This is a genomic window from Robertkochia flava (genome assembly GCF_020166515.1).
Taxonomy (GTDB): domain Bacteria; phylum Bacteroidota; class Bacteroidia; order Flavobacteriales; family Flavobacteriaceae; genus Robertkochia; species Robertkochia flava.
This window is the reverse complement of record NZ_JAINZT010000008.1, coordinates 1-15,872: the sequence shown is the minus strand read 5'-3', so window position 1 is coordinate 15,872 and position 15,872 is coordinate 1. Positions and strand designations below refer to the sequence as shown.

12 protein-coding genes are annotated in these 15,872 nt (G+C 46.2%); 3 read left to right on the top strand and 9 right to left on the bottom strand.

Features of this window, described 5'->3' with window-relative positions; genetic code table 11:
* Positions 1 to 6: 6 nt before the first annotated feature.
* Positions 7 to 639, bottom strand: a complete 633-nt coding sequence (locus tag K7R11_RS13220; RefSeq protein ID WP_224491222.1) for a 4'-phosphopantetheinyl transferase family protein — start codon at positions 637 to 639, stop codon at positions 7 to 9.
* 109 nt (positions 640 to 748) lie between these two features.
* On the opposite strand from K7R11_RS13220, the gene ahcY reads away from it, so the two are divergent.
* Positions 749 to 2,065 carry an adenosylhomocysteinase gene (gene ahcY, locus K7R11_RS13215; protein WP_224491221.1) on the top strand — a complete coding sequence of 439 codons (1,317 nt, stop codon included), beginning with the start codon at positions 749 to 751 and terminating at the stop codon, positions 2,063 to 2,065.
* A 178-nt stretch (positions 2,066 to 2,243) separates the two neighbouring features.
* A complete protein-coding gene (locus K7R11_RS13210; protein WP_224491220.1) occupies positions 2,244 to 2,993 on the top strand; it encodes a hypothetical protein in 750 nt (249 codons plus the stop codon).
* A 142-nt stretch (positions 2,994 to 3,135) separates the two neighbouring features.
* Here the strand turns inward: K7R11_RS13210 and K7R11_RS13205 are convergent, their stop codons facing one another.
* The 8 genes from K7R11_RS13205 to K7R11_RS13170 all read right to left on the bottom strand — a co-directional run bounded on the left by K7R11_RS13205 (position 3,136) and on the right by K7R11_RS13170 (position 14,643).
* Positions 3,136 to 4,959, bottom strand: a complete 1,824-nt coding sequence (locus K7R11_RS13205; RefSeq protein WP_224491219.1) for a cytochrome c oxidase subunit I — start codon at positions 4,957 to 4,959, stop codon at positions 3,136 to 3,138.
* A 42-nt stretch (positions 4,960 to 5,001) separates the two neighbouring features.
* On the bottom strand, positions 5,002 to 6,063 hold the full coding sequence (locus K7R11_RS13200; protein WP_224491218.1) for a cytochrome c oxidase subunit II: 1,062 nt from the start codon (positions 6,061 to 6,063) through the stop codon (positions 5,002 to 5,004).
* 32 nt (positions 6,064 to 6,095) lie between these two features.
* Complete coding sequence (locus tag K7R11_RS13195; protein WP_224491217.1) at positions 6,096 to 7,466, bottom strand: quinol:cytochrome C oxidoreductase; 1,371 nt, start codon at positions 7,464 to 7,466, stop codon at positions 6,096 to 6,098.
* Positions 7,467 to 7,495: 29 nt separating this feature from the next.
* Positions 7,496 to 8,056 (bottom strand): c-type cytochrome, encoded by a 561-nt coding sequence (locus tag K7R11_RS13190; protein WP_224491216.1) that lies wholly within the window; start codon positions 8,054 to 8,056, stop codon positions 7,496 to 7,498.
* Positions 8,057 to 8,065: 9 nt separating this feature from the next.
* A complete protein-coding gene (locus K7R11_RS13185; RefSeq protein ID WP_224491215.1) occupies positions 8,066 to 8,590 on the bottom strand; it encodes a DUF3341 domain-containing protein in 525 nt (174 codons plus the stop codon).
* 12 nt (positions 8,591 to 8,602) lie between these two features.
* On the bottom strand, positions 8,603 to 10,090 hold the full coding sequence (nrfD, locus tag K7R11_RS13180) for an NrfD/PsrC family molybdoenzyme membrane anchor subunit (RefSeq protein WP_224491214.1): 1,488 nt from the start codon (positions 10,088 to 10,090) through the stop codon (positions 8,603 to 8,605).
* Positions 10,091 to 10,125: 35 nt separating this feature from the next.
* A complete protein-coding gene (locus K7R11_RS13175; RefSeq protein ID WP_224491213.1) occupies positions 10,126 to 13,233 on the bottom strand; it encodes a TAT-variant-translocated molybdopterin oxidoreductase in 3,108 nt (1,035 codons plus the stop codon).
* 129 nt (positions 13,234 to 13,362) lie between these two features.
* Positions 13,363 to 14,643 (bottom strand): c-type cytochrome, encoded by a 1,281-nt coding sequence (locus tag K7R11_RS13170; protein WP_224491212.1) that lies wholly within the window; start codon positions 14,641 to 14,643, stop codon positions 13,363 to 13,365.
* A gap of 215 nt (positions 14,644 to 14,858) precedes the next feature.
* Here K7R11_RS13170 and K7R11_RS13165 point away from each other — a divergent pair, with 215 nt between their 5' ends.
* The gene (locus K7R11_RS13165; protein ID WP_224491211.1) at positions 14,859 to 15,266 is read left to right on the top strand and encodes an SPOR domain-containing protein; all 408 of its coding nucleotides are present in this window, start codon (positions 14,859 to 14,861) and stop codon (positions 15,264 to 15,266) included.
* Positions 15,267 to 15,872 lie beyond the last annotated feature (606 nt).

The following is a 15,872-nucleotide window of genomic DNA, read 5'->3' as shown; positions in this document are numbered from 1 at the left end:
TTTTAATTACTGTTTTGTGCGATCCCTGAGGGCCCAGGATGCGGTAAATCCATCAAATTCGGCATACTCAAGGTGGTACTTCTCCATTTTCCCCTTGTATTTTACCCAGGCCTTGGCCCGGTGGTCATCCAGCGTAAAGGGTATAACCCGGGTATGCTCCCGGAAGCTGAGCCCTTCGGTGGCAAATAATTTATAGAGGCTTTCCTTTATACACCATACCACGGTAAGCTCCCGCACCTGGGTGGTATCCAGAAAACCGAATTCATAATCGATAAACTTGGAAGCGATACGACCGATCTTTGACCGCTGTTTTTCTATATCGATACCTACGGGTTCATCGCTGATGATGATCCCCGAAAAGGTAAAGGAATGGGTTATAGAGATATGCCTGCCGTCTCTAAGGTGGGGACGTCCCTGAAGGTCATAAAAAAGATCATGACTGGTATAACCGGCAGCTTTTAACAGATGCCTCACACTGAGAAATCCCCGCTGATGGATCTCAGACTTCATCCCGGCCAATCGCAGGCGGCAATTTTCGGTAAGCGTTACCCCACGCTCGAGTGCCTCCAGACCTTCTTCTATCTTCCAAATCAGAACCTTAGTGGTATTGCTTACTGTTATAGTTTTAAAAAGAGGCATTTTTTTCTTAAAGTTATTGCGTACCTTTGTGGCCGTAAAAATTCCAGGGAAACCAGCATTGTTTTGTGCGGTTAAACCCTGTTTAGGAACGTAAAAATAACAAAGTAATATGAGTACCAAAACTATTCCTTACCTGCCTTATAAAGTTAAAGACATCAGTCTGGCTGAATACGGCCGAAAGGAAATTGAGCTTGCCGAAGCAGAAATGCCGGGTCTTATGGCCCTTAGAGAGGAATACAAGGAGGAACAGCCACTGAAAGGAGCGCGCATCGCCGGATGTCTGCATATGACCATTCAGACCGCAGTTCTTATCGAGACCCTTGTGGCTTTGGGTGCAGAAGTTACCTGGAGTTCCTGTAACATCTTCTCTACGCAGGACCATGCCGCGGCAGCCATCGCTGCAGCAGGCATACCGGTTTATGCCTGGAAGGGAATGACAGAAGAAGAATTTGACTGGTGTATCGAACAAACCCTTTTCTTCGGGGAAGATCGGGAGCCTTTAAATATGATCCTCGACGACGGAGGAGACCTTACCAATATGGTTCTCGACCGTTATCCTGAACTCGCTTCGGGGGTGAAGGGACTATCAGAGGAAACCACTACCGGAGTTCACAGGCTCTACGAGCGCATGAATAAAGGCACCCTGCCTATGCCGGCCATCAATGTGAACGACTCGGTGACCAAATCCAAGTTCGACAACAAATACGGATGCCGTGAAAGTGCCGTAGATGCGATCCGAAGAGCAACAGACGTTATGCTTGCCGGAAAACGCGTTGTAGTATGCGGTTACGGCGATGTTGGAAAAGGAACCGCTGCCTCTTTCAGAGGTGCCGGATCCATCGTTACCGTTACCGAGATCGATCCGATCTGTGCCCTGCAGGCTGCGATGGACGGTTATGAGGTTAAACGCCTTGAAACGGTTGTTGCAAAAGCAGACATCGTTATCACCACTACCGGGAACAAGGACATCGTTCGCGGAGAGCACTTCGAGGCCATGAAAGACAAGACCATCGTTTGTAATATTGGTCATTTTGATAATGAGATCGATGTAGCCTGGCTCAAACAAAACCACGGCAACACTCATATTAACATCAAGCCTCAGGTAGACAAATACAATGTGAATGGTAACGATATCATTCTCCTGGCCGAAGGACGCCTGGTAAACCTTGGATGTGCCACCGGCCACCCAAGCTTTGTGATGAGTAACTCCTTCACCAACCAGACCCTGGCCCAGATCGAGCTCTGGAACCACGCTGACAAGTATGAGAACAAAGTGTATATGTTGCCAAAACACCTCGATGAGAAGGTTGCTAAACTCCACCTGGAAAAGATCGGAGTAGAGCTAACCGAACTTAAAAAGGATCAGGCAGAATACATCGGAGTAGAAGTGGAAGGTCCGTTTAAACCGGAGTATTACCGATACTAATTCATTTTTTTATTATAAATAAAAACCCGCAGAAGTCCTTTCTGCGGGTTTTTTTTTGTAAAGTACGCTGCGTCAGTTTTTTACACACCATTCATGACTACCTTGTAGCGTTAGGCTTGTTAATTTCTGGCCTGCACTACAAAACAAAGATCAATTTATACACTAAAACCTTGAGATCATGAGAACTGTATGCACGACCCTTATGGCGGCTTTACTCCTGTTTGGCTGTTCAAATGACGACGACACTCCGGACATGGATTCCGGTGATGAACTCCCGGAAAACCTACCCGCATTTAGTGAAGACCAATTTTCTGACCCCTTAAGCATCACCAACATATTTTACGGACCTTCTGAAGATGACATATATGTTTATGAAGGCGGAGAAATTGGCGAAGAGCCTGAAGAGGAGATCCGGCTGGAACGCCTGAATACCACCAGGGTGGTGAATGGGGTTACCTGTATTATCCAGAATGATAAAGTATATCTTGATGATATATTAATTGAGGATACGGATGATTGGCTAGCCCAGGATGACAGTGGAAACCTTTGGTATTTCGGGGAAGAAGTGGACAACTATGATGAAGACGGAAATTTTCTCGATAATGACGGTGCCTGGGAAGCGGGAGTAGATGGAGCCTTACCCGGATACTGGCTTCCTGCCAATCCTGAAGTCGGGCAAAGGTACTACCAGGAATATTATGAAGGGGAAGCAGAAGATGAGGCTGAAGTTATTGCCCTCAACGAAGAAGTTACCATTGGCCTGGGTTCTTACAGCAATTGCCTGGTAACAAAAGACTATACTGCTTTGGAACCAGGAGAATATGAATTAAAATACTATGCTCCCGGAGTTGGCTTGATCATGGAAGAAAAGTTTGAAGATGGCGAACTTACCGAACGTGTGGAACTGGTTGAGATCATAGAACAATAGGAGATCTAACATTGCTCCGGATGCTCTCTCCGAAAAACAGAATTCCACTACTCTTAGTACCGAACAAAAGGTACCGATGAAACCGGTTAGAAAAATAAAAGGCCTCCAAATTGGAGGCCTTTTATTTTATATAAAAAGATCTTTAGTGATTCAGTTCTTCTTCCTTATCCTGCAACGGAACCGTTTGCGGAACAAAGTCCTGACCTGGAATTACGTATTCCCCGTCTTCTCTGGTCTTAGAATAATCATAAGCCCATCTGTGTACGTGAGGAATCTCTCCCGGCCAGTTTCCGTGGATATGCTCTACAGGAGTAGTCCATTCCATGGTATTTGATCCCCATGGGTTCTGAGGAGCCTTCTGTCCGTAGAAAATGCTTCTTACGAAGTTGTAAACAAAGAATAACTGTGCAAACCCGGCGATGATGGCAAATACCGTCATTACCACCTGTACATCGGTAAGGTCGTCAAACATCGGGAATGCCGTGTTGGTATAGTAACGTCTTGGAACACCTGCCATTCCCACGAAGTGCATCGGGAAGAACACCCCGTAAGCACAGATCGCAGTGATCCAGAAATGAGCGTATCCAAGATTCTTATTCATCATTCTACCAAACATCTTAGGGAACCAGTGGTACACTCCTGCAAACAGTCCGTAAAGGGCTGAAATACCCATTACAAGGTGGAAGTGAGCAACCACAAAATAGGTGTCGTGTACGTTAATATCCAGTGCACTGTCTCCAAGGATGATCCCGGTAAGACCACCTGTAATAAAGGTAGACACCAGACCAATGGAGAATAGCATGGCAGGGTTCATCTGAAGATTTCCCTTCCATAAGGTCGTGATATAGTTAAATGCTTTTACAGCCGATGGGATCGCGATCAACAAGGTGGTAAAGGTAAATACCGAACCGAGGAAAGGATTCATACCAGATACGAACATATGGTGCCCCCAAACGATGGTCGAAAGAAACGCGATCGCAAGGATCGAAGCTACCATCGCCCTGTATCCGAAAATAGGCTTTCTGGAATTGGTCGCAATAATTTCGGAGGTGATACCTAACGCAGGTAATAATACGATATATACTTCAGGGTGTCCGAGGAACCAGAAAAGGTGTTCGAACAATACAGGAGAACCTCCCTGATAGTGCAGTGCTTCTCCCTGGATAAAGATATCCGAAAGGAAGAATGAGGTACCAAAACTTCTGTCCATGATCAGCAGTAAGGCTGCAGAGAGCAGTACCGGGAAAGAAACTACCCCGATAACAGCGGTGATAAAGAAGGCCCAGATGGTAAGGGGCAATCTTGTCATGGTCATTCCTTTGGTTCTCAGGTTGAGCACCGTTACAATATAGTTCAGGGATCCCAGCAGAGACGAAGCAATAAAGATGGCCATAGAGACCAACCAAAGTGTCATACCCATTCCGGAACCACCCTGAGCTTGCGGCAATGCACTAAGCGGAGGGTAAATGGTCCAACCCGCAGCCGCAGGTCCTGCTTCCACAAAAAGAGAGATCACCATGATCACACTCGACAGGAAGAACAACCAGTAAGATACCATATTCAGGAATCCTGAGGCCATATCCCTCGCTCCGATCTGAAGGGGAATAAGCAGGTTACTGAAGGTACCACTCAAACCGGCAGTAAGTACAAAGAATACCATGATGGTACCGTGGATGGTTACCAAAGCCAGGTAAATATTAGGATCCATCACCCCGTCAGGAGCCCAGTCACCCAAAAGCAGTTCGAAAACCTTGAACGATTCTCCAGGCCAGGCCAATTGCATTCTGAAAAGCAATGACATTGCGATACCGATAACCCCCATGATAAGACCGGTGATCAGGTATTGCTTGGAGATCATCTTGTGATCCTGACTAAAAATATACTTTGTGACGAAAGTCTCCTTATGATGATGCCCGTGATCGTGCGCGTGATCTTCTGCGTGTGCGTGTGCTGCTGTTGCTGACATAATCTTTAATTCGTTTTAATTTTTTTTCTTTTTAATAGCTAATTACTGAGCTGACGCCATTTGCTCTCCGAAGGTCTGCTGAGCCTCCATCCAGGCGTTAAACTCTTCCTCTTCCTCCACTACGATCTTCATCTGCATGTTGTAGTGAGATGATCCACAGATCTTGTTACATAAAAGCACGTAATCAAATTCCCATGAATCTACATCTTCTCCATTCGCTCTTCTCTCTGCTCTTAGCTGATTAATGTTCTGCACTTTGCTTTGCATTCCCTGGTCTGCACGCATCTCTTCAGTAGTTACAGTAGGTGTAAAGGAAAATTGGGTAATCATCCCGGGCACACAGTTCATCTGCGCTCTGAAATGAGGCATATAAGCCGAGTGCAATACGTCCTGAGAACGCATCTTAAAGATCACTTTACGTCCTACAGGCAAATGCAATTCTGTTTGAGAAACCACATCATCCTTGGCATAAGGATCGGTTTCGTCAATTCCCAGAACATTATTTTTATCGATCTCAATCAATCTTACGTTAGCATCACCAAGCACATTATCGGCTCCGGCGTATCGCGCCTTCCAGTTAAATTGCTGGGCATAAAGCTCTATAATGATCGGATCTCCCTCTTCTTCATCGATATCCATCAGGTTGGTCCATGTGTAGAGACCATACAGGATCAATCCGGCAAGGGTGATCACCGGAATGATGGTCCAGATAAATTCGAGTTTGTCGTTGTCTGCATAAAATAAGGCTTTTTGACCTTTTTTTCCGTGATATTTAAATGCAAAATAATGCAACAGCGCCTGGGTGATGATCTGTACAAAGAAGATCAGGGCCATTGAGATATACATCAGGTTATCGTATTCCGAACCGTGTTCTGAAGCAGGAGTACCCAGGATCTTGTCTCCCCATTTCCAGAAAGAAATGATGGTAAGAAGATAGATAAACACAAGGAACCCGAACATCAGGTAACCGTTCAGCTTGTTGTCTTTGTCGTTGGCCACCTCTGACTTCTCAGATTTCACCTGAGAAAGTTCAAAAATCTTCGTCATTTGCCAGATCGCAATGGCTACAAGTACAAGAACTATTATTGTTAAAAATGCCGTCATTTTAATTCTCCCGTTTACTTTTTAATAATTAATTAGTAGTGAAAGTGCTTACTTTCTTCTATATATGGGTTCCTCTTAGCCAATAAGGGTGCTTTTGTAAGGGCATTGAATACCACAAAGATAAACAACCCGGCAAAGAATAGCACGCCACTGATCTCTGCAATTCCGATAAACCACTGGTCTCCTACGGTAGCAGGCATGATCATATTGAAGATATCCACATAGTGCCCCATCAGGATCACGATACCGGCCATGATAACGAACCAGTTCAGACGCTTGTAATCACTGTTCATCAGGATCAGCAGCGGGAAGATAAAGTTCATCACCAGCATTCCGAAGAATGGCAGTTTATAGTCTTCGATACGGGTTACGAAATAGGTAACCTCTTCCGGGATATTGGAATACCAGATCAGCATGAACTGTGAGAACCACAGGTAGGTCCAGAAGATACTCACCCCAAACATGAACTTGGCAAGGTCATGGATATGGCTGTCGTTCACGAATTCAAGGTATCCCTTAGATTTCAGGTAGATCGTGATCATGGCGATCACAGTGATACCGGAAACGAACATACTTGCAAATACGTACCATCCAAACAGGGTTGAGAACCAGTGCGGATCAACACTCATGATCCAGTCCCATGACATCATCGATTCTGACACCAGGAAGAACACAAGGAATCCTGCTGAGATACGGAAATTCTTTTTAAAGTTACTATCGTCTGAAGCGGTGTCCTGGGCCACAGAGAACTTTCTGGAGAAATACTGGTAAGCACCCCAGCCTCCGATATAGATCAGTGCTCTGACCAGGAAGAAAGGCACGTTCAGATATCCGGATTTCCCCTGGATAAGCGCATCGTGAGCTACTACCTCAGGATCCATCCATACAAAGAGGTGATTCATGTGCAACCCGGAAAGTACCAGGATAACAAATACGATCAGTGCACCCGGAACCAGGTAAGAGGTAATTCCCTCCATCACCCGGAAAAGTACCGGAGACCATCCTGCCTGCGCAGCCCTTTGGATGGCATAAAATGCCAGCACTCCCAAAGAGATCATCATGAAGAAAAACGCACTTACATACAAGGCAGCCCAGGGCTTGTTTTGCAATTGATGCAGCAGGTGTTCCCCGTGATTGCTTCCATGCTCTTCTTCATGGGTTTCAGCGCCATGCGCTTCTTCGCCATGCGCCTGTTCTGCATGTGCCTCCCCGTGAGAAGCTTCCCCTTCTGCTGCATGGGTGGTGGCAGCTCCATGATCTTCACCGTGGTGGGCATCAGCTACCATGGCCATGGCTTCTGCTTCGGTAGAAGGCGCGGCAAAAAATCCATACACCAATCCAAGAGCACCAACTATCATTAGTACGAAAGCTGCTGTTCTTAATCTGTTTGAAAACGTATACATATCCTGAATCTTCTTATTGATAGTTGATATTATTTTTCTAAATCTTTTTTCAGCTGCATTACATATTCAGCCACCTGCCAACGCTCGGTCTGATTCAACTGATTCGCATAGGAACCCATAGAGTTCAATCCGTAGTTGATTACGTGGTACACACTACCCTCGGTAATGGCACGTCCTGCATCGTCGTAACTCGGAACCCCAAGGATCTTTTCACGCTCTACCAGAATACCTTTACCATTTCCTTTGGTACCATGGCAAACGGCACAGTAGATATTGTAAAGTTCCTTCCCTGTTTTCAGGTTATCCTCTGCACTCAAAGAGTCCAGCGGGCTGGTCAGGTTTGCTTTTGCAAGGGCGTAATCCTCAAGGGTATTTTCGTATTCGTACACGTCAAACCCTCTCGGGATAGTTCCTTCCACCGGCAATTGTCCTTCCTTACCGTTTCTGAAGGCTTCGCTCTCCTGATAGGTTTCATACCCTACTGATTCATACATATTAGGCATGAACTGATAATTAGGTTGCGTTTTATTCTGGCAGGAAACCAAAACAACCGCACTTAAAACAATTGCTATTTTGCTAATAATTCTCATTACGACTAATTAATGCTTTTCAGTAATTTTTACTTCCACAGCCCCGGTTTCCACCAAGAGTGCCTTTAATTGATCTTCATTATCGTGAAGGGCCACCTCCATAAGGAAGTGATCATCTGTTGTTCTCACATCAGGATTTTCCGCTTCCTTGAAAGGCCACATTCTACTTCTCAGGTAGAAGGTGATCACCATAAGGTGGGCCGCGAAGAATACCGTTAACTCAAACATGATCGGAACAAAAGCCGGCATGTTTTCAAGATAACTGAAACTGGGTTTTCCCCCGATATCCTGAGGCCAGTCCTGGATCATGATAAAGTTCATCATGGTGATGGCTACTGTAAGACCCACACATCCGTAAAGAAAGGAAGTGATGGCAATTCTTGTCGGTGCCAGCCCCATCGCCTTATCCAGCCCGTGAACCGGAAAAGGAGTGTATATCTCTTCGATGTGATGACGCTCTGCCTTTACGCGTTTCACGGCAGACATCAGTACGTCGTCATCGTTGTATAGTGCTTGAATAACTTTTGAAGCCATAGGTTATCTTTTTTAATTTTCAGCCTTTCCGGCCAAATCATCGTTATCGGTATCTTCAATTACCTCATTGGCGTAAACTGCCGTTCTTTTATCCATTCCGGTTCCACTCAGGGTTTGCCCGGATTCTCTAAGTCTCTTATAGCGTTCTCCTGAAGATTTCAGGATGGTTTTAACCTCGGCCTGAGCAATTACAGGGAACGTTCTCGCATACAACAGGAACAGTACGAAGAAGAAACCGATGGTTCCAACAAAGATCCCGATGTCAACAAAGGTCGGAGAGAACATGGTCCATGAAGATGGAAGGTAGTCTCTGTGCAGGGAGGTAACGATAATTACGAAACGCTCGAACCACATCCCGATGTTTACCACGATAGAGATAAAGAACGAGAACATGATGCTGGTACGCAGTTTCTTAAACCACATGAACTGTGGAGAAAACACGTTACACGTCATCATACTCCAGTACGCCCACCAGTAAGGTCCTGTAGCCCTGTTAAGGAATGCGTACTGCTCGTATTCCACCCCTGAGTACCAGGCGATGAATAACTCAGTGATATAGGCACATCCAACGATAGAACCTGTGATCATGATCACGATGTTCATAAGCTCGATATGCTGTACGGTGATATAATCTTCCAGGTTACATACCTTTCTCATAATGATAAGAAGGGTGTTTACCATGGCAAATCCGGAGAAGATCGCCCCTGCAACGAAGTACGGAGGGAAGATCGTGGTGTGCCATCCGGGAATTACCGAAGTAGCAAAGTCAAACGATACGATGGTGTGTACCGAAAGTACCAGCGGGGTAGCAAGACCTGCAAGTACCAGCGACACCTCTTCGAAACGCTGCCAGTCTTTTGCACGGCCGCTCCATCCAAAACTCACCAGGCTGTAGATCTTTTTCTGAAAAGGTCGCACGGCCCTGTCGCGGATCATAGCGAAGTCAGGAAGAAGACCGGTCCACCAGAATACCAATGATACCGAAAGGTAGGTAGAGATCGCAAATACGTCCCAAAGCAGAGGAGAGTTAAAGTTTACCCAAAGCGAACCAAACTGGTTCGGGATCGGGAGTACCCAATAACCCAACCATGGACGACCCATGTGAATAATCGGGAACAAACCTGCCTGCACTACCGAGAAAATAGTCATTGCCTCTGCAGACCTGTTAATAGCCATTCTCCATTTCTGGCGGAACAGCAGCAGTACTGCCGAGATCAGGGTTCCTGCGTGACCGATACCTACCCACCAAACGAAGTTGGTGATATCCCAGGCCCAGCCAACGGTTTTATTAAGACCCCAGGTACCAATACCGGTTGATACCGTATAAATTATACAACCTAACCCCCAAAGAAAGGCAACAAGAGAGATCGAAAAAACAATCCACCATTGCTTATTAGCTCTTCCTTCTACCGGAGCAGCTACCTCTACCGACACATCGTGGTAAGACTTCTCCCCGGTTACAAGGGGTTTACGTATAGGTGCTTCGTAATGCGACGCCATATCCTTATATAATTGTTTCTAGTGTTATTTAATATTTAAGCTTCCTGAGTATTTCTAACCTTCACGTGATAGAATACATTAGGTTTTGTCCCAACATGCTCTAACAGGTGATACATACGGTCACTTTCCTTCAGTTCAGCAACTTTACTTTCCTTATCATTAATATCTCCAAAGACCATAGCTCCGCTTGAACAAGCTGCAGAACATGCTGTCTGGAATTCTCCATCTTTTACCACACGTCCTTCACGCTTGGCATCAAGAATGGTCTTCTGCGTCTTCTGGATACACATAGAACATTTTTCCATAACCCCTCTGGACCTTACAGTCACATCCGGGTTAAGAACCATCTTACCGAGATCGTCATTCATATGGAAATCAAACTCGTCGTTGTTATTGTAAAGGAACCAGTTAAATCGACGCACTTTGTAAGGACAGTTGTTCGCACAGTAACGGGTACCCACACAACGGTTATAGGCCATATGGTTCTGACCCTGACGTCCGTGTGAAGTTGCAGCCACAGGACACACGGTCTCACAGGGAGCGTGGTTACAGTGCTGACACATTACCGGCTGGAACGCTACCTGCGGATTCTCAGAAGCAGCCTCCATTTCTCCGAAGGTGCTCAACGAATCTCCCAGTCCGCTCATATTTTCCTTAGTCTCGTTATCCCCTTCAAAAGTTTCTTCAGCAGAGTAGTAACGGTCAATTCTCAACCAGTGCATATCTCTTGACTTACGCACCTCTGCCTTACCAACTACAGGAACGTTGTTCTCTGCGTGACAGGCAATAACACACGCACCACAACCGGTACAGGCGTTAAGGTCGATAGAAAGATTGAAATGATGACCTACAGACCTGTCAAACTCACTCCAAAGGTCTACCGATACGGCATCCACTTCCTCGTGATTCAAAGACACCTGAGGCTGGTGATTCCACTCGCTGGCATCCTTGGTATTGAAGATCTCCAGGGTAGTCTCCTTAACGATATCACCTCTACCCATCAGGGTATTGTGCAGCTGCACGCAGGCAAATTCGTGCTCTCCGGCCACCTTTTCGATGGTCACGCTTTGCACATCATTAAATTCATTGTAGAGTGCAAAGGCATTCACCCCGGTCTGCATCTCTGTCTTCATTCCTGAGGTACGACCGTACCCGAAAGAAAGACCTGCAGTACCCTTGGCCTGACCCGGCTGAATCACAACCGGCACCTTATCGATACTCACTCCGTTCACGGTAACCTTTGCATAACTACCGTTTAATCCACCGTTGGCTACATTCCAGTTCTCCAGTCCTAATGCCTTAGCATCTGCCTGAGAAACGGTCAGGTAGTTATCCCAGGAAACCCGGGTAATTGGATCAGGAAACTCCTGCAACCAGGGGTTATTCGCCTGTTGCCCGTCTCCCATTCCGGTTTTGCTGTATAAAACAAGCGCCATACCTTCCTGGGCAGCAGATGCAAGTGCTCTTGCCGCTGTTACTCCCGTAGCCGCCACTGAAGCCGCTTCTTCCGAAACATCTCCTTCAGTTTCTGCAACCACTTCCTCGGTTACGGTTGCAGTCGAGGTAAACACCCCGTCGTGCAATGCCTTATTCCAGGCAGCGCCTCCGAGAACAGAAGTTTCCCAGTTATTCCTGATATAGCTGTAATAATTTTCAGAACTCCCCATCCACTTCAAGAGCGCATCCTGAAACTGACGCGTATTGAACAGCGGACGAATGGCAGGCTGCATTAATCCGTAGTGACCTTTTTTGATCTCTACATCCCCCCATGACTCGAGGTAGTGAGGCGCAGCCGCTATATAATTTGCCAGAACGGCAGTTTCATCTTCCTTTTGCGAGAACACAACACTGTGTCCTACGCTCTTCATGCCTTCGGCGAACTGAGCCGCATTAGGCAGGGTATATGCAGGGTTTACCCCTACAGCAACCAACACCCCAACTTTTCCGGCTGCCATATCCTCCACCAATGAAGCCATCTGAGCGGCGTTACCCTGACGGGTAAGCTTCGGCTGCGCGGCATCAAAGGCAGCACTACCCAGCATTTCATTGATATCCTGAGCCAGGGCCTGGGCATTAACATCTTTAATTCCTGTTACCACAACAGCCTTGGCACCGGCAGCTTTAACCTGGGCAGCTGCATTCTTAACCGCAGCATCCACCATTTCAGGTAGCTCCCCTGAAACCGAGGTTCCATTGAGATATCCATAGAACTTCGCCATTGCAACCTTAAGCTGCGCAGGAGATACAGGCACTCGCTTATCGGCATTAGAACCCGATAAGGTCATGTTAGATTCAAACTGTACGTGACGAGACATTTTGCCATGCTCAGGAATACGCCCTTTAGCATAACCGCTGTCGTATCCGCCACCTTGCCAGTCTCCAAGGAAATCGGCTCCGAAAGAAACGATCATCTCCGCTTTGGAGAAATCGTAATCTGCCATGGCGCGCATTCCGTACTTCGACTGGAAAGCCTTAACAGCTGCCTCCTCAGAAACAGCATCATATATTACATGGCGGGTATTGGAATACATCGCCTTGAAATCAGCAACGAGCTTCGCAGTAGACGGACTGGCAAAGGTCTGGGTAAGGAATACGATCTGCTTTCCTGAAGCCTGGGCAGCCTTAACAGCCTCCATGGTCCTGGCATCAATCTCATCCCAATCCACATAAGAACCGTTTGCTTTTGGCCCCTGCACCCTCTTGCTGTCGTACAACCCAAGTACAGACGCATGAACCCTGGCATTCGCTCCGGCTCCTGCTTTCGCCTCCTTGTTGTTTTCCACCTTGATCGGACGCCCTTCACGGGTCTTGATAAGCACAGAGGCAAAATCAAAACCATCTGCGATGTGCGTCGCATAGTAGTTAGCCACCCCGGGAACGATCTCCTCAGGCTGCACTACATAAGGAATAGACTTTTTAACCGGCCCCTCACAGGCTGCCAGTGAAGCTGCAGCTGTACTGAAACCAACGTATTTAAGGAAATCCCTACGCGTGGTAGAAGAGGAAGCCAAAGACTCCTTGTCCCCTAAAAATTCATCTACCGGGATCTCTTCAACAAACTCATTCTGTTTAAGCGTTTCTACAACAGAGCTGTTAGGGTTAAGCTCTTCAACACTTTTCCAGTATTTTTTGTTTGATGCCATGTTATTATATTACTGATTTAAACCACCCTTTCGGGCCTGATATATTCTATTTTAAAACCGGGACTCGCATCCCACACAAAAACCCGTGATCTTGAAATTTTCGCTCACCGACCACAGGTTCTATTTTTTTTAGTAGTGGCATTTTCCACACTCAAGACCACCCATCTGGGCTGCCGTAAGCTTATCCACACCGTATTTTTTAGACAACTCTTCGTGAATCTTCTCGTAATATTCATTACCCTCCATCTTCACGTTAGTTTCCCTGTGGCAGTTAATACACCACCCCATAGTAAGCGGAGAGTACTGGTACATTACCTCCATCTCCTCAACAGGACCGTGACACTTCTGACACTCGATACCTGCTACACTTACGTGCTGAGAGTGATTGAAATATGCGAAATCCGGAAGGTTGTGAATTCTCACCCACTTCACCGGCTGAGTCTCTCCTGAATAGGACTGGGTATTCATATCCCAACCAACAGCCTTGTAAAGCTTCTGGATCTCGGCATCGTAAAACTCCTTGGAATATTCTGCGGTAGCAGTCTCAGGAGATACTTCCACGATATTCTTATGACAGTTCATACAGATATTCAAGGAAGGAATTCCGGAATGCTTAGACACCCGGGCTGAAGAGTGACAGTACTTACAGTCGATCTCATTCTCACCTGCGTGAATTCTGTGAGAGTAATGGATAGGCTGAACCGGCATATACCCCTGGTCAACACCTACCTGCATCAGGTAGCCATAGGCGAAATACGCCCCACCCAAGAGCAGGAAGATAGCAGTAACAAGAACCAGGAACTGATTCTGAACAAAAGCCTTCCACAATGGAAGTCGCTTTTCTTCTTCCGCTACGGCAAATTCAACACCGTTAGCTTCTGCAATCCTGCGCAAGGTCTTATTGACCAGGAACAGCATTACAACCAACATACCGAAAACAAGAGCCAGGGCAGCGAGGATCACCTCGTTACCAACTCCGCCTCCGCCTTGCACAGGAGCCTGAGCTCCGGCCGCTACATCAGCCTTAGGCTCCTCCTTAGGCTGCATGGTATAAGCGATAATATTATCTATATCCTCATTAGAAAGCTGAGGAAATGCCGTCATCACAGAAGGCTGATACTGATCCCACAAAGCAACCGCCTGATCGTCCCCGGATTTTATCAACGCCTGGCTGTTCTTAATCCATTCGTACAGCCACTCGCGCTCATACTTATCTCCCACTCCTCTAAGAGCAGGCCCGGTCATGTTCCTGTCCAGGTTATGGCAGGCAGCACAATAGGTATTAAACAGGCCTTTACCGGCAGCTGGATCGCCCTCCTGGGCTGTTAGGGTAGTTGAAAACGAAAAGAATAACGCTAAACCAATACCTAGAATTCTCAATGCAGAATTACGGTGTATCACCTTTTTCATATTGAAACCTTAAATTTTCTATCTTTAATTGGCACGGTTTTTTCACTTCAAACACAGTGAGAAACCGCTATTTCAAAATCAGGCACAAAAATACGACATTGACTTTATTTGGGAAATCTTAGTGTTCTGTTAATTATTAATTTATAATAATTCTAAATTAGTTTTTTAGGCCTGTAAAACAATAAGGTTTATTTTTGCACAAAACCCCATTCATTATGAGATTTTTAACCGGAAAAACGATCGTGATCAGCATATTTACCATGCTTTGCTGTGTAGGAATTTCCTCTGCCCAACAAGGAGTAAATCCAACAATAACCAAGGGCAAAATCAACATTAAGCAAGACCCGAAGATAGATAAACTGTTGGAGGCCAAAAAAGACATGTTCCAAAACGAGGAAGCCACCCTCTACAGGATACAGATCTACAACGGCACCCTCGATGAGGCTAAAGAGGTTTTAAAGGAGTTTCGTGAAGATTTCGAAGACTGGAAGGCCGACATCAGCTTTGAACTCCCCAACTACAAGGTACGGGTAGGAAGGTTCAGAACCCGCCTGGAAGCCGACCGAAAGCTCATGGAAATAAAAAGAAGCTACCCCAGCGCATTCCTGCTGGAGCCACGATAACAAAAAAAGCGACCTCAGGGGCGCTTTTTTTTGTGCCCGGGACACCACAATAACCTCTTCAGACGCAACTCCAACAAAGACACCTCTTCGGTCCCCTAAAAAGCCACCATTTTCGGACGACCTTTAGTTTCTCCGGCTAAGGGGAAGTCATACGCAGCCCCTTACTTTCATAAGCTACCTCCTCCCTACAAAAAGAAGAAAGCCCTGCTCCAACCCCTTCCAAAAGGACACCCAAGGCACCCCAAATACCTTTAATATTCCCTGAAACACCCTTCATTTCCCAACACTCATCACTCTCCACTCTTCACTCTTAACGACTCCCCATTAACCACTAACCACTCTTCACTCTTCACTCTTCACTCTTCACTCTTCACTCTTCACTCTTCACTCCTCACTCCTCACTCTTCCCACTTCACTCTTCCCACTTCACTCTTCCCACATCACTCTTCAAGCATCACTCTTCAAGCCTCACCTATCACTGAACATCCCTAAATAGTGTTGACCGGTTTTTGACTTAAATTTTCATTATTAAAAATAGTGATTACTTCCCGTTCTTCTTTCTTTGTATGTTGACATTGCTGTTTAAATAAAGAAGGAGGAGTTCGG